The 20,273-nt window shown below is 40.4% G+C and carries 24 protein-coding genes and 2 pseudogenes; all 26 read right to left on the reverse strand.

The genetic code is table 11. From position 1 onward, the window contains the following. Positions 1–776: pseudogene (fliR, locus tag LLY41_RS14945) on the reverse strand (flagellar biosynthetic protein FliR). Positions 777–780: 4 nt separating this feature from the next. Further along, a complete protein-coding gene (fliQ, locus tag LLY41_RS14950; protein WP_304585755.1) occupies positions 781–1,050 on the reverse strand; it encodes a flagellar biosynthesis protein FliQ in 270 nt (89 codons plus the stop codon). A gap of 17 nt (positions 1,051–1,067) precedes the next feature. Further along, positions 1,068–1,733 carry a flagellar type III secretion system pore protein FliP gene (fliP, locus tag LLY41_RS14955; protein ID WP_035328986.1) on the reverse strand — a complete coding sequence of 222 codons (666 nt, stop codon included), beginning with the start codon at positions 1,731–1,733 and terminating at the stop codon, positions 1,068–1,070. Continuing rightward, positions 1,726–2,409 (reverse strand): flagellar biosynthetic protein FliO, encoded by a 684-nt coding sequence (locus LLY41_RS14960; RefSeq protein WP_304585756.1) that lies wholly within the window; start codon positions 2,407–2,409, stop codon positions 1,726–1,728. Before LLY41_RS14960 ends, fliP begins: the two co-directional genes overlap by 8 nt. Positions 2,410–2,438: 29 nt before the next feature. Continuing rightward, positions 2,439–2,801: a response regulator gene (locus LLY41_RS14965; protein ID WP_304585757.1), complete on the reverse strand. Its 363-nt coding sequence runs from the start codon at positions 2,799–2,801 to the stop codon at positions 2,439–2,441. Between the two features lie 18 nt (positions 2,802–2,819). Next, a pseudogene (gene fliY / locus LLY41_RS14975) lies at positions 2,820–4,107 on the reverse strand (flagellar motor switch phosphatase FliY). Continuing rightward, positions 4,097–5,095, reverse strand: a complete 999-nt coding sequence (fliM, locus tag LLY41_RS14980) for a flagellar motor switch protein FliM (protein WP_304585759.1) — start codon at positions 5,093–5,095, stop codon at positions 4,097–4,099. The pseudogene fliY and the gene fliM overlap by 11 nt, the downstream one beginning before the upstream one ends. 40 nt (positions 5,096–5,135) lie before the next feature. Next, positions 5,136–5,564 (reverse strand): flagellar basal body-associated protein FliL, encoded by a 429-nt coding sequence (fliL, locus tag LLY41_RS14985; protein WP_304585760.1) that lies wholly within the window; start codon positions 5,562–5,564, stop codon positions 5,136–5,138. Continuing rightward, complete coding sequence (locus LLY41_RS14990; protein WP_304585761.1) at positions 5,551–5,775, reverse strand: flagellar FlbD family protein; 225 nt, start codon at positions 5,773–5,775, stop codon at positions 5,551–5,553. The genes fliL and LLY41_RS14990 overlap by 14 nt, the downstream gene beginning before the upstream one ends. Positions 5,776–5,828: 53 nt before the next feature. Next, a complete protein-coding gene (flgG, locus tag LLY41_RS14995) occupies positions 5,829–6,674 on the reverse strand; it encodes a flagellar basal body rod protein FlgG (protein WP_304585762.1) in 846 nt (281 codons plus the stop codon). 68 nt (positions 6,675–6,742) lie between these two features. Beyond that, positions 6,743–7,135 (reverse strand): TIGR02530 family flagellar biosynthesis protein, encoded by a 393-nt coding sequence (locus tag LLY41_RS15000; RefSeq protein ID WP_304585763.1) that lies wholly within the window; start codon positions 7,133–7,135, stop codon positions 6,743–6,745. 14 nt (positions 7,136–7,149) lie between these two features. Continuing rightward, positions 7,150–7,602 (reverse strand): flagellar hook assembly protein FlgD, encoded by a 453-nt coding sequence (flgD, locus tag LLY41_RS15005; protein ID WP_095242357.1) that lies wholly within the window; start codon positions 7,600–7,602, stop codon positions 7,150–7,152. A gap of 12 nt (positions 7,603–7,614) precedes the next feature. After that, entirely contained in the window at positions 7,615–8,847 is a 1,233-nt protein-coding gene (locus LLY41_RS15010) for a flagellar hook-length control protein FliK (RefSeq protein WP_304585764.1), read from the reverse strand. 27 nt (positions 8,848–8,874) lie between these two features. Next, positions 8,875–9,486 (reverse strand): MotE family protein, encoded by a 612-nt coding sequence (locus LLY41_RS15015; protein WP_304585765.1) that lies wholly within the window; start codon positions 9,484–9,486, stop codon positions 8,875–8,877. A gap of 8 nt (positions 9,487–9,494) precedes the next feature. Then, positions 9,495–9,938, reverse strand: coding sequence for a flagellar export protein FliJ (fliJ, locus tag LLY41_RS15020; protein ID WP_304585766.1), 444 nt, complete (start codon positions 9,936–9,938; stop codon positions 9,495–9,497). Between the two features lie 3 nt (positions 9,939–9,941). Then, entirely contained in the window at positions 9,942–11,258 is a 1,317-nt protein-coding gene (gene fliI / locus LLY41_RS15025; protein ID WP_304585767.1) for a flagellar protein export ATPase FliI, read from the reverse strand. After that, positions 11,255–12,040, reverse strand: coding sequence for a flagellar assembly protein FliH (fliH, locus tag LLY41_RS15030; protein ID WP_304585768.1), 786 nt, complete (start codon positions 12,038–12,040; stop codon positions 11,255–11,257). Before fliH ends, fliI begins: the two co-directional genes overlap by 4 nt. Then, positions 12,024–13,040: a flagellar motor switch protein FliG gene (gene fliG / locus LLY41_RS15035; protein WP_048009027.1), complete on the reverse strand. Its 1,017-nt coding sequence runs from the start codon at positions 13,038–13,040 to the stop codon at positions 12,024–12,026. The genes fliH and fliG overlap by 17 nt, the downstream gene beginning before the upstream one ends. Before the next feature lie 12 nt (positions 13,041–13,052). Further along, positions 13,053–14,657, reverse strand: coding sequence for a flagellar basal-body MS-ring/collar protein FliF (gene fliF / locus LLY41_RS15040; RefSeq protein WP_304585769.1), 1,605 nt, complete (start codon positions 14,655–14,657; stop codon positions 13,053–13,055). Positions 14,658–14,806: 149 nt separating this feature from the next. Beyond that, entirely contained in the window at positions 14,807–15,112 is a 306-nt protein-coding gene (gene fliE, locus LLY41_RS15045) for a flagellar hook-basal body complex protein FliE (protein ID WP_095242349.1), read from the reverse strand. A 12-nt stretch (positions 15,113–15,124) separates the two neighbouring features. After that, positions 15,125–15,577: a flagellar basal body rod protein FlgC gene (flgC, locus tag LLY41_RS15050; RefSeq protein WP_095242348.1), complete on the reverse strand. Its 453-nt coding sequence runs from the start codon at positions 15,575–15,577 to the stop codon at positions 15,125–15,127. 2 nt (positions 15,578–15,579) lie between these two features. Beyond that, positions 15,580–15,975 carry a flagellar basal body rod protein FlgB gene (gene flgB / locus LLY41_RS15055; protein WP_304585770.1) on the reverse strand — a complete coding sequence of 132 codons (396 nt, stop codon included), beginning with the start codon at positions 15,973–15,975 and terminating at the stop codon, positions 15,580–15,582. A 427-nt stretch (positions 15,976–16,402) separates the two neighbouring features. Continuing rightward, the gene (codY, locus tag LLY41_RS15060) at positions 16,403–17,182 is read right to left on the reverse strand and encodes a GTP-sensing pleiotropic transcriptional regulator CodY (RefSeq protein ID WP_035328947.1); all 780 of its coding nucleotides are present in this window, start codon (positions 17,180–17,182) and stop codon (positions 16,403–16,405) included. 147 nt (positions 17,183–17,329) lie between these two features. Next, the gene (gene hslU / locus LLY41_RS15065; RefSeq protein WP_095242346.1) at positions 17,330–18,733 is read right to left on the reverse strand and encodes an ATP-dependent protease ATPase subunit HslU; all 1,404 of its coding nucleotides are present in this window, start codon (positions 18,731–18,733) and stop codon (positions 17,330–17,332) included. Between the two features lie 17 nt (positions 18,734–18,750). Continuing rightward, a complete protein-coding gene (hslV, locus tag LLY41_RS15070) occupies positions 18,751–19,293 on the reverse strand; it encodes an ATP-dependent protease subunit HslV (protein WP_095242345.1) in 543 nt (180 codons plus the stop codon). 73 nt (positions 19,294–19,366) lie between these two features. Next, positions 19,367–20,269 (reverse strand): tyrosine recombinase XerC, encoded by a 903-nt coding sequence (gene xerC / locus LLY41_RS15075; protein ID WP_095242344.1) that lies wholly within the window; start codon positions 20,267–20,269, stop codon positions 19,367–19,369. Between the last annotated feature and the right edge of the window lie 4 nt (positions 20,270–20,273).

Raw genomic sequence — 20,273 nt, forward strand, 5'->3', positions numbered from 1 at the left:
CTATGAACCTCCCATAATCTCCATAAGCCCTCTCATTGTCTGCAGCATCGTTTCAATCGCAAGGGAAAAAGCATATATTAATACACTCATAACAACGATCAGAACAATAAAACTGACGCCTATTTTCAAAGGAAGTCCTACGACGAAAACATTTAGCTGCGGAACTGTCCTGGCGACAATCCCTAACGCAACATCTACAAGAAACAGACTGCCGACAACAGGGATGGACATCTGAAAGGCAATAACGAACATCGTATTCATGGCTTTAATGACATATTCAGCTAAATTTTGATTCCCGAAAGGAATCCATGCCTGATCCAGCGGGATAAAATTATAGCTGTAAAACACTCCATCAAGCATGAGATGATGGCCATTAACGGTTAATAAAAAAAGAGAGCGATCGTATACAAATACTGTCCCATTAAAGGGCTCTGCGCTCCAGTCTGCGGATCAATCACATTCGCAATGGCAAAACCCATCTGGAAATCAATAAATCCTCCGGCAATTTGAATGGCTGAAAGGATTAAATAGGCAATAAATCCAACCATAAGCCCAACCAATGCTTCTTTTATGATTAAAAGAAAAAATGTGCCATCAACTTCAAGAGCTGGGACATCCATGCCCAGGAACATAATCCAGGCCAAAAAGAAGCCAAGGCCAATTTTATGTGATGCCGGGATGGATCTGTAAGAAAAAAGGGGCATCATTAAAAAGAAAGATGTCACCCTTACAAAAATAAGTAAAAAAGCAGGAAAGGAAGGCAGAAAATCTAACATGTCATCAGCCTACATACCTGGTCAAATTAGAAAAAATCTCATTTGCATAGGAGAGCATGTGGCTAAGCATCCAAGGACCAAAGAATACAACACCGACAAGGACCGCTACAATTTTAGGAATAAAAGCCAGCGTCTGTTCCTGAATTTGAGTTGTAGCCTGAAAGATGCTGACAACCAAGCCGACTACTAGTGCCAGAATTAGCAAGGGACCGCAAATCATCAACACAGTGATGATCCCTCTTTCTGCAATGGATATAACTGTTTCTGGAGTCATTCTGAATGTTCACCTGCTTAAAAGCTTTGTAAAAGGGATTTAACTACTAAGTACCAGCCGTCCACCAGTACAAATAATAATATTTTGAACGGAAGCGAAATCATAACCGGTGGAAGCATCATCATCCCCATGGACATCAACACACTCGCAACAACCATGTCGATAACCAGAAAAGGAATAAAAATCATAAAGCCAATTTGAAAAGCTGTTTTAATTTCACTTATGGCAAATGCCGGAACAAGACTCGTAAGCGGAATATCTTCAATGGAAGCCGGCGCTTCAGCCCCGGAGTATTCCAGAAATAGAGCCAAGTCCTTCTGCCTTGTGTGGGCACTCATAAATTCTTTGAAGGGTATTGATGCTTTTTCATACGCTTGTTCCAGATTTATTTCTTCATTGAATAAAGGTGTTAAAGCCTGTTCGTTCACTTCCTGCATGGTTGGAGCCATAATAAAGAATGTCAGGAATAAGGATAGGCCGATTAAAACCTGGTTCGGCGGCATTTGCTGAGTAGCAAGCGCCGTTCTGACAAAGGAAAGAACGATGACAATCCTTGTAAAGCATGTCATTAATATTAGAATACTCGGTGCGAGAGAAAGTACGGTCAGCAATAAAAAAAGCTTCACAGATGTAGATACATTTTCAGGAGAGCTGCTATTAAAAAACTCCATGAATTCATTCATCTTTCTTCTGGCCCTTTCTTTCTAACTCATCAAACAGTTTTTTTCTGCCCTTTTTCATTTCATCCAGCTGAATCCCGAGCAGTGAACTGAAGTTTTGGCTGCCTCGCTTGTTTTTCTCTGTTTGCTGTGTTCTTTTCATCACCTTTGTCACAATGTCGCTTGGACGGATAAGCTGTTCCAATTTGTCATTATGTTCTTCGATGATCTGGCTGTACTCTTCTGAGTTGTCTATTTCTTTTAACAGCTGAATGTTTTCTCCTACCCCTACTACCAAAATGCGTTTTCCAACTTTAATCAGCTGAATTGACCTGTTTGCACCTAGAGCTGTCCCTCCCAGGTTTTCAACCAATTGCGACCTGTTATACACCTTACTTTTTTTATTGATGAACATTAGGAGAGCATACAATAATCCAATCGTGAAGCCTGTTGCTAAAATCATCTTTATAAAATCCCAAAAAGTAAGGCCAATTTTGCCGCTTTCATCTTGTTGGTTCTGTCCTTCTGCTATCTTTGAATCCTTTGATTCTTTTAATTCCTGTTTTCCGCATTCCTCAGGATTTTTCATACATTCTTTAACACTATTATTCAATTGCTCTGCCTGGGCTTGCGTTTGCACGCCCAGCAGAACAATTGAAAACAACAGCAGCAAAGAAATCACTTTCTTTACATTCCACACTATTTTGCACCCTCTAAAAAGAATAATGACTAGCCCAAAGCTTTGCCGATTGCTTCCAATACTCTATCAGCCTGAAACGGTTTTACGATAAAATCCTTCGCACCGGCCTGAATGGCATCAATGACCATCGCCTGCTGGCCCATTGCAGAACACATAATGACTTTTGCACCCGAATTTATTTTTTTGATTTCTTTCAGAGCTGTAATTCCATCCATTTCCGGCATAGTTATATCCATTGTGACAAGGTCAGGCTGTGTTTCCTTATATTTATCAACAGCCTGTGCACCGTCAGCAGCTTCACCAACTATGTCATACCCATTCTTGGATAAAATATCTTTTATCATCATTCGCATAAAAGCTGCATCGTCAACTATTAAAATTTTATGTGCCATTCTAATAACCCCCACTTTTTATCTTAATTTTTTTATACGGTCACTCTGGCTAATAATATCTGTAACCCTCACACCAAAGTTCTCATCAATGACAACCACTTCACCCTGGGCAATTAACCGGTTGTTCACCAGTATATCAACAGGTTCACCTGCCAGTTTATCCAGTTCTATAATTGAACCGGAAGACAGTTCAAGAATCTCTTTTACGGAACGTTTGGTCCTTCCAAGCTCGACTGTTACCTGAAGCGGTATATCCAAAAGCATGTCCAAATTCTTTGTTTCAGTCTCCTGCATATGGTATGGTTCAAAACTCGAAAAAGCTGCGGGCTGTACATTCGGCTGCACCCCATTTGCATAAGCGCCTCCGAAATGCTGCGGTCCGGAATGCTGAGCCTGGTTTTGAGCAGGCGGATAGCTTGCCTGACTCATTACAGGCTGCGAATATGTCGGCTGCTCTCCGGAATAACTCGTTTGAGTGTAAGTCTCGATCTAATCCGCCTGTGTGTACTTCAGGCTTATGATCAAACGAATGCTGGCTTTCCTGATAATCATGCTGTGTTTGCGCCGCTGGCTTCTCTTCAGAGACAGCGCTATTTTCTGGAAGATCCTGACCAGGATTTAATAATTCATTTACAAGGCTTTTTCCAAATTCCAAAGGAAGCAGCTGCATAATATTCGAGTCAATCAGGCTGCCAATTTTCAATCGGAACGAAATCCTTACAAGCATGTCATCATCCGGGACTCGGTCGGCACCTTCTCCCTGAGGCAAATCAAGAATGTCGATTGCCGGCGGTGAAATATCTACCTTTTTTCCAAAGATGGTTGACATCGAAGTGGCTGCAGAACCCATCATCTGGTTCATTGCCTCCTGAACGGCGCTTAACTGAATTTCTCCCATTAGGTCAGCCGGGCTGGTTCCGTCGCCCCCAAGCATTAAGTCAGCAATGATGGCTGCATCTGATTGCTGTATTACCAGCAGGTTGCTTCCAAAGAAGCCTTCTGTATAATTCACCTGAATTGCTACATAAGGATGCGGGAATTCATCAGCTAATTTTTTGCGCAAAACAACTGAAACAGCAGGTGTTGTGATATCAACTTTTTGATTTAACAAAGTAGATAATGCTGTTGCAGAGCTTCCAAATGAGATATTGCCGATTTCACCCAGAGCATCCTGCTCCATATGTGACAAATAATCCTCGGTTCGAAAAAATGCCTCATTATAATTGTCTGTCTCGTCGCTGTCGTCAGCTGCTCCCCTTAATAGTGCATCAATTTCATCTTGCGAAAGCATATCATCACTCATCATCCTCATCTCCCCCTTTCACGGTGTCTAAAATTTGCACTGCCATTTTTTTATTCATTTTTCCGGGCTGTCCGATGAATTTTGGGATATTGCCGACTTTTAAAGTAAGCGCCTGGTCAATCCCCTGGTTTAACTCAATGACATCTCCAATATCGAGTGTTAAAAAATCCTGAATGGCTATGTCAGAACTGCCAAGTTCACATATGACCGGAACTTCCGCTTTCTGAATATTTCGTTCAAGCCGGGCAATGACCTCCGGCTCCCTTTCCTTTTTGTCCGTCTGCATCCAATAATGTACAGACAACTTAGGGATAATGGGCTCAAGAACAACGTGAGGTATACATATATTAATCATTCCGCTCGTTTCCCCAATGATCGTATTTAGTGAGATTACGACAACTGTTTCATTTGGAGAGACCATTTGCAGAAATTGTGGATTTACCTCAAAATCAGATAATATCGGATCAATGTCAGCGATTGTACTCCAGGCTTCCCTTAAGTTTTCAAAGGCCCTTTCAAATGTAGCTGACATGATTTTTGTTTCAATTTCTGTTAAATTATCAATTTTATTGATGCTTGTCCCTCTGCCGCCCATCAGCCTGTCCATCATGGCATAGGCGACGTTTGGGTTCACTTCCATGAGTACTCTTCCTTCCAGAGGGGGCACTTCAATTACATTCAATATGGTCATTTTCGGTATGGACCGGATAAATTCTTCATATGGTATCTGATCCGCAGAAGCAACCGAAATCTGCACATAGGTCCTCAGCTGGGCAGAAAAAAAGGTAGTTAAAAGCCGGGCAAAATTTTCATGAATTCTTGTTAAGCTTCGTATTTGATCTTTAGAAAATCTTAATGCTCTCTTAAAATCATAAACTTTTACTTTCTTCTCCGTTTGTTCCTTTTTCAGCTCATCTGCATCCATTTCTCCGGTAGAGAGAGCCGAAAGCAGGGCATCAATCTCGCTCTGCGATAAGACCTCACCTGACATGAATCCTCACCTCCATTTATTGCAGTTAATTATTTGGTTTTCACTGGAGGAGAGATTCAGTTATGTACACCTGAACGATCTTTCCTTCTTGCATTAAACCGTTTATCTTGGTTTTCAAATCTTCCTGCAGCTTGATTTGGCCATCTTTCCCCTGTATATCCTCTGCTTTCATTTCGGACAATTCCTGAATGATGAGGTTTTTAACCTGAAAATCTCTTTTTTGCAATTCCTCTTTTGCTTTTTTGTTTTCAGTCTGGATTTTAAAAGAAATCCTGATATAATCATCACTCGCTAAATTGGCTGTAACTTGCGGAATATCCACAGAGGCCTCCAGCACTTCATCAATGGTCGGCTCTTTTGTCTCATTATCACCCGAAAACTTCATTACAAGCACCAGGGCAATAGCTCCTATGAGCGTGATTGCTACAAGCATCATTAACATTATCATTAACAGCTTATTGTTCTTCATTTTCATTTCCCTCCGCCAGCTGCTGCCCCAGTAGATTAACAGATTGATAGAATTTTAAAATCGATTGCATGACTCTATCTTCAGATTCCTTTACAACATACTTCTTCCCATTCGTGAGCGTAATTGTCGTATCTGGAAAAGATTCTACTGTTTCTATGTACAAAGCATTCAATACAAAATTTTTGCCGTTCAGGCGAGATACTTTAATCAATGTTTTTTTCAGGGCTAAAGATTCTGTACCTTCAACCCTGATCCTCCTTTAGATTAACGTTTTAAATTAACAAGCTCCTGCAGGATTTCATCTGATGTTGTAATGATGCGGGTATTTGCCTGGAAACCGCGCTGAGCAACAATCATTTCAGTGAATTCTTCTGATAGGTCAACGTTGGACATTTCTAATGCACCTGATACTATATTACCAGTTCCCTTATCACCAGATTGAAGCAAATCATTTGTGGTTATAGATTGCGATGCCGCATCCAATTTTCCAGAATTTGCACTAAAAGTGTACAAGTTATCCCCAACCTTTTGTAAACCATCAGGATTAGGAACTTTAGTAAGAGCAATTATTGGTTTAGCAGGAGTAGGAGGTGTCTTCCCTATAACAGTTACACTACCGTTATTCCCAATACTAAAACTTTCTGCATCAGTAGGTATTGTAATTTTACTCAAGCTTTTATCTAAAACATAATAACCATCACTGTTGACTAGACAACCTCCATCATCTAGATAAAAGTTACCTGCTCTGGTTAATCTCGAGGAGTCTAATTCAAGCTGACCATTCCCATCACCAGGTGCAACCACAAAAAAACCATCACCGGAAATTCCAAGATCTAAAGATCGTCCTGTAGTTTGCAAACTTCCCTGGGTTTGAATAGTGTCTATTGTAGATAATGAAGAACCCAGACCAACTTGTTTGGGGTTTACACCACCTCTTATACCGTTATCAGCAGTAGCACCTGAAATTGTTTGGCTTACCATATCCTTAAATGTAACTCGCCCTTTTTTAAATCCGTAAGTATTCACATTCGCAATATTATTCCCAATTACATCCAGCTTTGTCTGAAAGTTTTTCATTCCGCTTATTCCTGAATACATTGAACGTAACATTAGTTGTTGCTCCTCTCTTTATGCTGCTTCTGTCAGTCCGCAGCTTAGGCTTCCTTATACGGTCCAGCCTAGTTATTATCCAGAATTATGGTTCCATTGATGTTTGTGAATATTTGGGTTTGAGCTTCTTTACGATCCATCGCCGTAATCACTGTATTATTCCTTGCACTAACTATAAGTGCTGCTTCTTCGAGCAATACCAGGGATTCTTTAACACCCATTTGCTTGGCTTCCTGTACTTTCTCTTCTATTTTCCCCCATCGCTCTGCACTAATATCTATACCTCTCTGTTGAATTCTCTGTTTTGCATGCTTACTCACTATTAATTGGGGCTCGGTCCGCAAGGCTGTCTGGAGGTGGGCAGAGAATGTATTTTTTGATTGCTTTGAAGTTTGAACGGCATTCCCCTTTGGTGTAATTACCGGCTGGGTGTGGATCGGACGAAAAATTAGTTTATCCACCCACTCACTTCCTTTTATTCATTTAGTTGAGATATATTTGCTGGTTCTAGCTCTGTCCCATCATCCAAAATAAATATTGCAGAATTATTCTTATACTGGATAGAGACTACTCTTCCAGTTCCTTCTTCTATACTTGGATCCTGGTTTGGTTCACTTGATTCGGTCAATTTATGCCATGTTACATTTTTCCCCAGAAAGTTATTGTATGTCATCAGCTGGTTCTGCTCCTGAAAAGCCAATAACTTCTCCATCGTCTTATTCATATTGGTCATCTGCTCCAGAGACGAGAAGGTTGCCATTTGCGCAATGAAATCCTTGTCCTGCATTGGATTCATGGGATCCTGGTTTTGCAGCTGTGTCATTAGAATCTTCAGGAAATCATCTTTGCCTAATATATCTGAGCCGGTTTTTCGGGTTTGGCTTTGATAGTTTGACAGCATTAGGGAAGAATCTATTGTGTTTGCCAATTCCTATCACTCCTATGCTTCTGTATTAAGAAGTGCTTCTTCAAAAGAGCTGTTAAATTCTCTTTCAGGCTGCGGATTTTGATCATCCTTGTTCTGCTGCCTCTGATCCTGCTGCTGGGGATCTTTGTTAAAAGATCGATCCTGCTGCGTCATTTGCTGAGAGATTTCTATTCTCTCAATCTGGATATTTTGTGAACTGAAGGCCTGCTTCAATCCGTTAATATGTGAATCCAGAATTTCTTTAGCTGCTCCAGAGGAAGTAAGTATCCTCGCAATCATCGCCGAGTCCTTTTGAATAAGCTCTATCCTCAGAGCTCCAAGATGGTCAGGGTTCAGCTTGATAAAAAGCTTTTGTGTCCCTCCCATTTTGAGAAAACTGCTCCTTGATAATATGTTTTCAAATTGCTGCATAATCTGGTCTGCATTTACTGTCTTTCCCTGAGGACTCAGGAGAGCCATCTGTTCAGGTTTTGAAAAGGATTGAACCTGAATAAATCCCTGTAAACCAGTTTCTGCTCTGTGTACGATTTTAGCAGCAGTCTGACCCGCAGGTTCATTAGCTGCATTATTTTGTTGTTTTATAGAGTTTAATTCGCTTACGAGCGGGGTAAAAATCTTCTGTGAAATACCCTCTCTATTGTTTATCAGACTCTCAATTTTCACTTGAACATCTTTCAGGAAATCTTTCAGGTTTAGTTTACTAGTGTGAAAGTCCTGTTTCGCAGAAAGCAATTCATACAATTTCAGAACTTTTAATGCCCCGCTAAGATCTCTGCCCTGCAAGTTGATGCTTATCTTTTGATTTGATATTGCAGAAATTAGTAAACTGATTTTATTTTCTGCATCTATAACTTCTTCAGGATATACATCCTTAGGCTTTACTTCCGGCAGAACTTGTTCAATAAGACCTTCAAGCATCTGCACCAATTCTTCCTGTGAAAGATCCAGCTGCTCTGAAATGATATCAATAATGTCAGTTTCATTTTGAAAGCAAATCTTATCTAGCAGCTCGCTTCCGTTTTCTAAATCGGTAATCTCACTTACATTAAGAAATTCAATTATTTCCTTTAACTGTTCGATCTTATTCTCATCTGCAGCAGAAGTTAAGGTTTCCTCTAGCGGTTTGGCCATTCCGGTTAACGCGGAAAAAAGACTTCCAAAACCATTGCTGCCTGTATCTTGCAAAGATAATTTATCTTCGGATGAATATTGTGACTGAATGAATCCTAATCCTCCGATTTGCACCTATTTCACCTCCCTTCAAAACTTCTCTTAATTATCAGATCCGCTTTCTGCTTTTGCAGCAGTCAGGAGCGCCGTATAACGTGCAGCATCTTTCGGATTCATCTTTTCCATGATACCAGCAAGCGTATCAGAATTAACATTGGCTAGGATTTTTACCGCTTCTTCATCCTTCATCTCAGTTAAAATGGGTGCAGCTTTTTTAGCAGAAATGTTTTCATAAGTCTTTACGATATCTTTAAAGGCCCGCTTGTTCTCTTCCTTTATAGCCGTAAGCTCGCTGATTTCTTCCTCCAGCCTTTCCTTTTCAAGCCCTGCTCTTTCTATTTCCAGCTCTTTGCTGTCGAGCTCGCTTTCCAGCTGAGATATTCTCGCTTCCCGATCTTTAACTTCTGCCTGCATTCCGATGATCTGCTCTTCCATAACTTCCTGTGAACGGGAGTTCTTATCATCAAAAACTGAAGCTAAAAATGGCACTTCCTGGCTATATTTTTTGGCTGTTTCAAAAATATTGTTTCCTGATAGCGTGAAAACCAGCAGGGCTACAGTTATTCCGAACAGGATCGGAATTAAGAAAGCAAATATAAACCATTGAAACCGGCTAGTTTTGCGTGTCTCTTGTTCTTCTGGTATTTTTTCCATTTAACCACCTAATTTCCCCGATTCATATACAGCTGAATTGAGATATCATCCATTTGCCTTCCTTCTGCTTGCTTCATGCTTTCCAAAAAGCCTGCTAAATCTTTTTCCTGCATTTTTTCAAATTTCTTTACTTCAATATTTTTTTCCATGAGTTTTTCCTGCTGGAAATTCATTTGGCTTCTTGCATTTGCCACCATCTTTTGATAATGGTCAATTGTTTTCTCAAGACTGCTCACAAAATGCTGGTGATGCCTGATTTCTTGAACCGGAAGTCCTTCAGCCAATCTTGATAGCTGATATTCTTCCAGATCTTCTTTCTTTTTCAGCAGATCGTATAGTTTCTTTGCAGTTTCTTCAAATCGTTTTACAGCCTGATTATATACATCAAATGCCTGATCTTTTTCTCTTTCTTTAATCGTCAGGATTTTATTGAATTTAAATTGGTATTGCATTTTTCATTCCCCTTTTCCAGCTAATCCCTTTAATTGGCCAATGCTTTCCAAGATAGAAATTTTTTCGTTCGTTTCTTGTTTCAAAAAAGAGATGATCGAAGGATATAATCGTATGGCTTCATCTATTTCCACCGATGACCCTCGTTTATAGGCTCCAATATTAATTAAATCCTCTGCATTGATATATGTGCTCAGCATTTCTCTTACCTTTTCAGCTGATTTAACATGAGATGCATCTGCTATATGGTTCATTACACGGCTTACACTTTTCAGGACATTAATAGCTGGATACTGCCCCTTGTTCGCTAATGACCGGTCAAGAACAAAGTGTCCATCCAATATTCCCCTGACTGTATCCGCGATTGGCTCATTCATATCATCCCCGTCCACCAGTACGGTATAAAATGCCGTTATAGAGCCGTATTCGTTTGTACCGGTTCTTTCAAGAAGCTTAGGCAATACAGCAAAAACAGATGGCGTATACCCCTTAGTTGTTGGCGGTTCTCCGACTGCAAGGCCGACTTCCCGCTGAGCCATTGCCACCCTGGTTACTGAATCCATCATTAACATGACATTTAAGCCTTTGTCCCTGAAATATTCAGCAATTGCTGTGGCTGTGTATGCCCCTTTAATTCTCATGAGTGCCGGCTGGTCAGACGTAGCGACAACCACTATGGATCTTCTCAAACCTTCCGGCCCCAGGTCCCTCTCAATAAACTCCCTAACCTCTCTGCCCCTCTCGCCAATAAGGGCAATCACATTTAGATCTGCATTAGTATTGCGGGCTATCATTCCAAGAAGAGTGCTCTTCCCAACTCCGCTACCTGCAAATATCCCGACCCGCTGTCCGTTTCCTACAGTCAGCAGACTGTCGATCATTCTTACACCTACTTCAATAGGTTCAGAAATCGGCGGTCTTTTCAGAGGATTAGGAGGAGTTTGTTCCGTTAGGACTGGCGTCAGCCCTTTTGGCAGCAAGGACCCATCGAGAGGCTGTCCCAGTGAATCTATTGCTTGTCCAATTAGAGCTGGTCCTATCTTCACCTCAAGAGGTCTCGAGGTTGTCTCGACAAGAGAGCCTGGTGAAATATCCTGTACATCTGTATAAGGCATAAGTATCACATTCTCATTCTTAAATCCGACTACTTCCGCCTGGATCTTTCTTGTGCGTACTTTGCCGATATGAATAATGCATACATCCCCAATAGAACTTTCCGGGCCTTGGGACTCAATCATCAGACCCACTACTCTTTTTACTCTGCCAAAACGCTTAAAGCTATCAATTTTTTCTATCTCGCTGATCAGCTGTTCAAGTTTCAATTTGGTTCACTCTCCAGCATCTCAAAGAGTTTTCTTTTTATTTCTTCAAGCTGGCTGTCAACACTGGCTTCAATTCGTCCGTTGGCTGATTCAATTATGCAGCTTGTATTACTTAGTTCCTCATCCGGATAAATATATAAATCTGTCTCTTTAGGAAATACCCGGATTAGTTCTTCCTTATGAGACAAAAGCAAATCATAGTGCATTGTGTGTACATGAAGCTGAATCTCAGTATATTCTCTTGCTTCTTTTAAAGCCCTTTTTACTATAGAAAGGAATTGGTCACTATTCTGTTCAAGAACTTCGCTGAGTATTTTCCCTGCAACCTTTAATCCGAGGTTCAGTATGGTCCGTTCAGATGATTCGATGTGCTGCTGATAATCATGTTTGGCTGTGTTTACAACTTCTCTTGCCATATGAATCAGTTCACTGTATTCCCTGAGACCGCTTTGTCTGCCTTCATCAGCTCCAGCAGCAAATCCTTGTATTCTGGCTTCTTCAAATATTTTTTGTTTTTCCTGTTCAAGCGCCATGCGCTGTTCGTCCATTTGCCGGGCCATATTGTCAGAATCTATTCTTGCAGCGTTTACAATCCGCTCAGCTTCCTCACGGGCGCTGTTCATCATGGCCTGAATCTCTTCATGGGGTCTCGCAGCACTCTGCTCCACTGCCTCTTCAATATGGTTTGAATTGCTTTGCATCAGTCTGATCGAAATGACTTTCTTTTCTTCTTTCGGCACTGCGCTAGAGTATGATTTTATTAACCTAGACAATAATATCATCTCCTCCGCCGCGAGCGACGATGATCTCCCCTGATTCTTCCAATCTGCGGATAATGCCAACTATTCTTGATTGGGCTTCTTCAACATCTCTCAATCTCACAGGACCCATATATTCCATTTCATCTTTAAAGGTTTCAACCATTCTTGAAGACATATTTTTAAAGACGATTTCTTTGACTTCATCACTCGACACTTTCAATGAAAGCATGAGGTCCTCACTTTCACAATCCCGGATAACACGCTGTATAGCGCGACTGTCAAGAGTAACGATGTCTTCAAACACAAACATCCTCTTCTTAATTTCTTCAGCAAGCTCCGGATCCTGAATCTCCAGTGCATCAAGAATAGTCCTTTCTGTTGCACGGTCAACTCCATTAAGAACATCTACCACAGACTCAATGCCGCCGGTCTGAGTATAATCCTGAGTTACAGTAGAAGACAGCTTTCTTTCAAGAATCTGTTCAACTTCATTAATAATCTCAGGAGATGTACTATCCATAACAGCAATCCTTCTTGCAATATCCGCCTGCATTTCCTGCGGCAGCTCTGACAGAATTTGCCCGGCCTGCGCTGGATCAAGATATGACAATATCAAGGAGATGGTCTGCGGATGTTCATTTTGAATAAAATTAAGAATTTGTGCCGGATCAGCCTTTCTCGCAAAATCGAAAGGCCTTACCTGAAGAGAAGAAGTCAGCCTGTTAATAATGACTGAAGCCTGCTCAGTACCGAGTGCTTTCTCGAGAACTGTTTTTGCGTAACCGATTCCTCCTTGCGTAATATAATCCTGCGCCAGTGCAATCTGATGGAATTCTTCAAGAATTTCTTCTTTTGCAAACGAATCAACTTTTCGGACCCCTGAGATTTCCAAGGTCAATTTTTCAATTTCTTCCTCGCTTAAGTGTTTATAAACAGAGGATGCCACATCAGGACCAAGTGAAATAAGAAGAATAGCCGCTTTTTGCTTACCTGTGAGTTCTCTTTGTTCTTTTTTTGGCATTTTTCATCCTCCTTAATCTTCTGCGATCCATGTGCGAAGAAGCTTCGCAAAGTCTTCAGGCTTTTCCTTTGCCATTTTCTCCAGTTGTTTGCGCCGCATTGTACTCTCTGTTTCATGCTCGTCATTAACATCCGGAAGGTTGAATGTCTCTTGTGCTTCTAATTCCATCTCCTCTTCTTGTTTCTGCTTCTTTCTCGCTTTTGCAAAAAGGAAGATTAATAGAGCAATAATTAAAAGCAGTACTCCCCCGATTGCATAAATCCACCAGGGAATGCTGGTGCTTGTCTCTTCAGGAAACACAACTTTTCCGTTGAAAGGCTGTACTGAGACGACAATTTTATCCTGAATAGCCTCATCTGTTAACTCTGCAGCTGCCGCATCCTTATTAATAGTCGTACGGACAACAGTCCCCAGTATTTGTGTAATATCATTTATTCTTTCCTGCGGAAGTGATGCGGGATCATCCGCTGTCGGTGGTTCCACCATTACCTGGATTCCTAAATCCCGGACTTTATAAGGGCTCTCAACAATCTCTTTGCGGATTTTATTAACTTCATTATTAATAGTCTCTTCTATTCGTTCATAATCCCCGTTGGAATTTCCGTTTTCCAGATAAGAATCTGAATCAGTGCCGGCAGGTTCATCATTTCCTCCCAGCGCAGGAGGCCCTCCTGCCCCTTCTCCATTACCTGTAAAAGTCTCCGTAATCTTTTGAGCACTGATAGCGATACCTTCCATATTTTCTTCATCAACAGGTGTAACCAGGTTTTCTTCCCTGTTTTCCTGGGTAAAATCAATATCGGCGGTTACAGATACAACCACCTTATCCTGTCCCATTAAAGTGCCCAGCATATTCTGCACCTGACGCTGTACATCCCGCTCAATTTCTTTTTTGATTTCATGCTGTGCCGCAAAGGTGCTTTCAGGTGAAGAATTTTGTTTATTTTTTAGATCAAAGTACTCAAAAAACTGGTTGGTAATGACGATATTATCAGTGGGAAGGTTGGGTATGCTTTTCGCAGCCAAGTGGTAAAGCGCCTGAATTTGCGACTCTTCAAATTGGTGTCCTGGTTTTGTGTTAAGGACAATAGAAGCAGAGGCTTCCTCTGAAGAATCATTTACAAATATGCCTTTCGCCGGAAGGTTAATCATTACCTTGGCATCGTTGACTCCATCGATCCCTTTCATCAAATTCGCAAGCTCAGTCTGCATTGCTTCCAGCTTTAGCACATTGAACTCGTTTTCAGTCATGCCAATCCCTGCATTTTGGCTGAAAAATGAATAATCAATGCTTCCTGATTTCGGAATTCCTTCTGCTGCCAGTTCTACTTTCAGAGTATCTACTGATTCTTCAGGCACTTTAATAGTTGTTCCGCTATCTGCTATTTCAGATACAATCCCTCTTGTATCGAGACTTTCTTTTATCGTTCCCGTTTCAGAAGGTGTCAGGTTGCTGTATAGAGGAACGAGATTGGTTCTGGTACTAAGGATAGCTGCAGCTGCAATCAGCATTATGCATAATACAGCAGCACTAATCATAATTGTCTTTTGTTTTTTTGACCTGCTTCCCCAGTATTCTTTCAAGTTGCCAATATATCTCTGTAGCGTTTCTTTCATCACAATCCTCCGGTTATTCTGTCTTAGCTAATAACCGCCATGACTAGTTTTTAGCTTTAATCATTTTCTTTCATTAAAAAATTGAAAAAACCTCACTAATAAGCGGATTCTTTCAATTTCCTAAGTTTTCCAAAGGAACTGCTGTAATATTATACCTGCATCCTCATCGCTTCCTGATAAGCTTCAATTACTTTATTTCTAATTTCGAGAGCAGCCTGCATTGTAATGCTCGCTTTTTGTGATGTAATCATCACCTGGTGAAGATCTACATTTTCTCCCTTTGCAAGTTTTTCAGTCATAGCATCTGACTGTATCTGTGCATCATTTATTTTTTTTATTGATTGCTTTAAGACCGACGAAAAACTTTGCTGAGCATCGAATGTTGTATATGTATGAGTCTTTTGATTTTCAGCAGGCTTTAAAGCATTCACTGGCATAAACGTTACGTTATTCATTTAAGGTTCTCCTTATTTGCCGATTTCCAAAGCTTTCATCATCATGCCTTTAGAGGCATTAAAAACTGTTACGTTCGCTTCATATGATCTTGTGGCGCTAATAAGATCTGTCATTTCCCGTAAAGGGTCCACATTCGGCATTTCAACATATCCATCTTCATTCGCATCGACATGTGAAGGATCATAAACCATTTTAGTTGGGGTCTCCCGATCTTCTACAATTCTTGATACTTTTACCCCATTACCTGCCGAACTTCCTCCATTTCGGCTCATGGCCATATTTAAAAAGGATGAAAACTGCCCTTCTTTCGGTTCCAGTACTACTGATTTCCTTCTGTAGGGTCCATCACCATTTATACTCCTTGTAGAATCTGCATTGGCCATATTTGAAGAAATTACATCCATACGGAGCCTTTGGGCAGTTAGTGCCGATGCTGTGCTGTTCATACTATGAAACATTGACATTACTATTTGCCTCCCCGCAATACATTCTGCAGACTGGAAAACTTGCCGCTTACACGTTCAATAACTGCATTATAGTAAATCTGGTTTGTAGCCAGATCCGCCATTTCCTTATCTAAATCCACACTATTGCCATTATGATTGTAAGAAGTATCAGCTCTGGTCACTATCCCTTGACCTGAGGATGAGCTATTTTTAAAATCGTAATGTCTATAATCACTTTTGTTTGCATCCATTGATTCATTTAAAGCGTTCTTGAAAGCAGCTTTAAAGCTGGCATCCTTTGCTTTATAGTTTGGAGTATCAGCATTTGCAATATTTTGTGATATTACTTTTTGTTTAAGCGAAGAATAATTTAATGCTTGTTCTAATGTTGATATAGTGCCGGAAAACAGTTTCAATCATAACACCTCGTATAAAACAAAATTTTACATGGTAATTATTGTAGAAATTTGGTGATAATGGACAAAATATGTCATCATAAACATTATTGTAATGAATATGAAATAATATGTCTATGTACAACAAGTTAATTTTAATGATTCTTTTGACCTATTTTCGACAAATCTTTTAAATATGCTGAAAGTTATACATGTTATTTTGTAATAATTACCATAATCGTTTTATTCTTTATTCCTTAACAATTTTCTAAGCTTTTCCTTTTCTAGTTCTTATGGACCATAATATAAAATGCTATACTTGAAAATTATGTAAACTATGACTAATGTACTTATAAATTTTGTTTAAAATACATAAATTTACCAATTAAATCCGTAAAAATTTTGTAACAAAAAAACCCGCCACTGAGGGACGGGTTTTCATTTTATATTAGTTTGATTTAAGCTTTTCCAATTCAACCAGGAACTTGTCATTTAGGACTTTGATATAAGTACCCTTCATCCCTAAAGAACGGGACTCAATAACTCCTGCACTTTCCAGTTTCCTAAGGGCATTTACGATTACAGAGCGGGTAATTCCTACACGATCAGCAATTTTTGACGCAACCAGAAGTCCTTCGTTGCCGTTAAGCTCTTCGAAAATATGCTCGATCGCTTCAAGCTCGCTGTAAGAAAGAGAACTGATGGCCATTTGCACAACAGCTTTGCTGCGCGCTTCCTCTTCAATTTCTTCCGCTTTTTCACGCAGAATTTCCATGCCAACTACAGTAGCACCATATTCAGCTAGAATTAAATCATCATCATGGAACTGTTCCTGCAATCTCGCAAGAATAAGTGTGCCGAGACGCTCACCGCCGCCAATAATTGGAACAATTGTAGTCAATCCGCTTGCAAAAAGGTCCTTGTTTTCAACTGGGAATGCAGTATATTCGCTTTCCATATCCAGGTTTGATGAAGTTTCCTGGATGTTAAATAAGTTTTTCGTATATTCCTCAGGGAACTGACGATCTTCAAGCATTTGCTTCATGCGCTCATTTTCGATTTGCTGGTTTACTGCAAATCCAAGCAGTTTGCCTCTGCGGCTTACTACGAAGATATTTGCTTCAATTACATCACTAAGTGTTTCTGACATTTCTTTGAAGTTAACCGGCTTTCCGGCTGCTCTTTGAAGCATTGCATTAATCTTTCTTGTTTTTGTTAATAAATCCATTGTATTTCCTCCTATTTGCTGCAACCCATAAAAATATATTTTGTTAAAATTAAATATCTTATTGCTTCTGTTTGAATCAAACTAAACTTTGACTTTTTGAGGATTCACTTTCCGTTACCCTTTGACCTTAATCTTTAAACTATAAGGTCACAGAATAAACTGGCTTAAATCCTTATTGCGGGAAATAGCTCCGAGCTTTTCCTCAACATACTGAGGGGTGATCGTGATTTTTTCCATCGTAATGTCCGGTGCTTCAAACGATAAATCTTCGAGCAGTTTTTCCATGATTGTATGAAGACGCCTTGCACCGATATTATCTGTATTTTGATTAACTTCGAAAGCAAATTGAGCAATCCTACGAATAGCATCGTCAGAAAATTCAATTTGTATACCTTCAGTTACCAATAATGCTTCATATTGTTTTATTAAAGCATTATCGGGCTCCACAAGTATTTTGTAGAAATCTTCAACGGTTAGCTTTGTAAGCTCCACACGGATCGGAAAACGCCCCTGTAATTCAGGAATAAGGTCAGAGGGCTTTGCCATATGGAAAGCACCTGCAGCAATAAATAATACATGGTCCGTTTTAACAGAACCGTATTTGGTTACTACTGTTGAACCTTCCACCACCGGCAAAATATCTCTTTGAACCCCTTCTCTTGATACATCTGCTGAAGAACCGCCGTTATTTTTGCTGGCAATTTTATCGATCTCATCAATGAAAATTATTCCTGACTGTTCAGCACGGAATACAGCCTCCTGACTGACTTCATCCATATCAATCAGCTTTTGGGCTTCTTCATTTGTCAGGACCTTTCTGGCTTCCTTTACAGTCAGTTTTCTCTTTTTCCTTTTCTTTGGCATAAGGCTGCTGAGGGCATCCTGCATATTCATGCCCATTTGCTCCATCCCAGAGCCCTGCAGCATGTCAAACATGGAAGGCTGCTGCTCTTCCACCTCAACGGTAATCACTTCATTTTCCAATTCGCCTAGTGCAAGCTTTTCTTTTACAATCTTGCGCTTTTCCTGGAGGTTTAAATCTTCTGTCTGATACGTATCCTGCTGCTGATCATTACCTCCGCCAAATAGCATTTCAAGTGGGTTTTTATAATTAGCGGCCTTTTTGGCACCAGGTACAAGCAGTTCAAGTATGCGGCGGTTGGCACTTTCTTCTGCTCTTTCCTTTACACTGACCATCTTCTCTTCTTTTATCAGACGGACGGATGTTTCCACAAGATCTCTGACCATGGATTCAACATCCCTGCCCACATATCCTACTTCAGTGAATTTGGTTGCCTCCACTTTTACAAATGGTGCGCCTACCAATTTAGCCATTCTGCGCGCAATTTCAGTTTTTCCAACACCAGTTGGGCCGATCATCAATATATTTTTAGGATTTACTTCTTCACGCAATTTTTCTTCGAGTAAGCTGCGGCGATAACGATTTCGAAGAGCTATAGCAACTGCTTTTTTTGCATCCTTTTGACCGATGATATATTGATCCAAGCGCTCAACAATTTGGCGCGGAGTTAAGCTTGTTCCTTTACCCATTCAACAGCACTCCTTTATTAGAGTTCTTCCACAATGATATTGTGGTTTGTATATACACATATTTCGGCAGCCATTTCAAGTGAAGCCTTGGCAATTTCTTTTGCTGACAAGTGTTCGCCTGCGAACCTTTTTAAAGAACGTCCGGCTGCAAGCGCATAATTGCCTCCTGATCCAATAGCCAGAATTCCATCATCCGGCTCGATAACTTCACCTGTACCGGAGATAAGAAGCAGGCTATCCTTATTCATAACGATAAGCATTGCTTCAAGCTTTCGCAAAACCTTGTCGCTTCTCCATTCTTTTGCAAGCTCTACAGCTGCTCTCTCAAGGTTGCCATTATACTCTTCTAACTTTCCTTCAAACATTTCGAATAACGTAAATGCATCGGCTACTGAGCCTGCAAATCCAGCAAGCACCTTCCCGTTAAAAAGCTTTCTGACTTTTCTTGCAGTGTGTTTCATTACAACTGCATTTCCAAAGGTAACCTGGCCGTCGCCAGACATTGCACATTCTCCATTATGATGCACAGCAAATATTGTTGTTGCATGAAATTCGGACATGAAAGACTCCTCCTTTGGAGCATATTGCCTTTGATTTTTTTCTGCAGACTATTCGATAATGGCTGTTTTTCCGCTATGCCCGCGGATGATGGGCCATATACGTTTTTTTCAAGTATTCATTCGTAACATGTGTATATACCTGGGTCGAAGAAAGAAATGCGTGTCCAAGCAATTCCTGGACCGTTCTCATGTCAGCCCCATTAGCCATTAAATGCGTCGCAAATGTGTGGCGAAGCATATGGGGATGAATTTTGCCTGTTAAGGATGATTTCTCTATGATCCGGTCAAGAATTGTCCTGATTCCCCTTGCTGTGAGAGGACCGCCCCGGGCGTTCAAAAACAAATTTTCCTGCACGTTCCCATTTGCAAGCAATTCTTTACGTCCATGATTTATGTATGTGTCAATTGCATCCTGGGCGAAGCTGCCGAAAGGAACATATCGTTCTTTGCTGCCCTTTCCCCGTACAAGAACCGTCGATAAATGCATATCCAGGTCTTTTAAGCGGATTTGACTGCACTCACTTACACGGATGCCGGTTGCATATAATAATTCAAGAAGGGCTTTATTTCTTTGCCCAAGAGAAGTGCTGGAATCACAAGCATCAAAAAGCTGTTTCATTTCCTCTTCATAGAAAAATTCCGGCAGCTTTTTCTGTGCTTTCGGAATGGAAACAAGTGCGAAAGGATTCTCAGCGACTATCTCTTCTCTTAGCAAAAATTTTAAAAAGCTCCTTAGGCTTGATATCTTTCTGGCAACAGACTTGCGTGACATCTTTCTTTCAAAAAGATTAGTAAGATATATCCTGACATCCTGATACTCGACTTTTGTTAAATCTGAAATCGCTTGTTCAGACATGAACATAAAGAACTCACTTATATCATGCTGGTAATGTTCAATAGTATATTGTGAATAATTTTTCTCGATTTGTAAATATTCAATAAACAACTTTAAAGAAACGTTCACATTTTCAGACATTAAT

Source organism: Cytobacillus firmus, from assembly GCF_023612095.1.
Lineage (GTDB): Bacteria > Bacillota > Bacilli > Bacillales > Cytobacillaceae > Cytobacillus.

Bases quoted from the DNA above. Each gene is read 5' to 3' on its own strand.
- fliQ (WP_304585755.1), bottom strand. From the start codon at position 1,050: ATGACTCCAGAAACAGTTATATCCATTGCAGAAAGAGGGATCATCACT.
- fliP (WP_035328986.1), bottom strand. From the start codon at position 1,733: ATGAATGAATTCATGGAGTTTTTTAATAGCAGCTCTCCTGAAAATGTA.
- LLY41_RS14965 (WP_304585757.1), bottom strand. From the start codon at position 2,801: ATGGCACATAAAATTTTAATAGTTGACGATGCAGCTTTTATGCGAATG.
- fliM (WP_304585759.1), bottom strand. From the start codon at position 5,095: ATGTCAGGTGAGGTCTTATCGCAGAGCGAGATTGATGCCCTGCTTTCG.
- fliL (WP_304585760.1), bottom strand. From the start codon at position 5,564: ATGAAGAACAATAAGCTGTTAATGATAATGTTAATGATGCTTGTAGCA.
- flgG (WP_304585762.1), bottom strand. From the start codon at position 6,674: ATGTTACGTTCAATGTATTCAGGAATAAGCGGAATGAAAAACTTTCAG.
- LLY41_RS15015 (WP_304585765.1), bottom strand. From the start codon at position 9,486: ATGGAAAAAATACCAGAAGAACAAGAGACACGCAAAACTAGCCGGTTT.
- fliJ (WP_304585766.1), bottom strand. From the start codon at position 9,938: ATGCAATACCAATTTAAATTCAATAAAATCCTGACGATTAAAGAAAGA.
- fliH (WP_304585768.1), bottom strand. From the start codon at position 12,040: ATGATATTATTGTCTAGGTTAATAAAATCATACTCTAGCGCAGTGCCG.
- fliG (WP_048009027.1), bottom strand. From the start codon at position 13,040: ATGCCAAAAAAAGAACAAAGAGAACTCACAGGTAAGCAAAAAGCGGCT.
- fliF (WP_304585769.1), bottom strand. From the start codon at position 14,657: ATGAAAGAAACGCTACAGAGATATATTGGCAACTTGAAAGAATACTGG.
- fliE (WP_095242349.1), bottom strand. From the start codon at position 15,112: ATGAATAACGTAACGTTTATGCCAGTGAATGCTTTAAAGCCTGCTGAA.
- flgC (WP_095242348.1), bottom strand. From the start codon at position 15,577: ATGTCAATGTTTCATAGTATGAACAGCACAGCATCGGCACTAACTGCC.
- codY (WP_035328947.1), bottom strand. From the start codon at position 17,182: ATGGATTTATTAACAAAAACAAGAAAGATTAATGCAATGCTTCAAAGA.
- hslU (WP_095242346.1), bottom strand. From the start codon at position 18,733: ATGGGTAAAGGAACAAGCTTAACTCCGCGCCAAATTGTTGAGCGCTTG.
- hslV (WP_095242345.1), bottom strand. From the start codon at position 19,293: ATGTCCGAATTTCATGCAACAACAATATTTGCTGTGCATCATAATGGA.
- xerC (WP_095242344.1), bottom strand. From the start codon at position 20,269: ATGTCTGAAAATGTGAACGTTTCTTTAAAGTTGTTTATTGAATATTTA.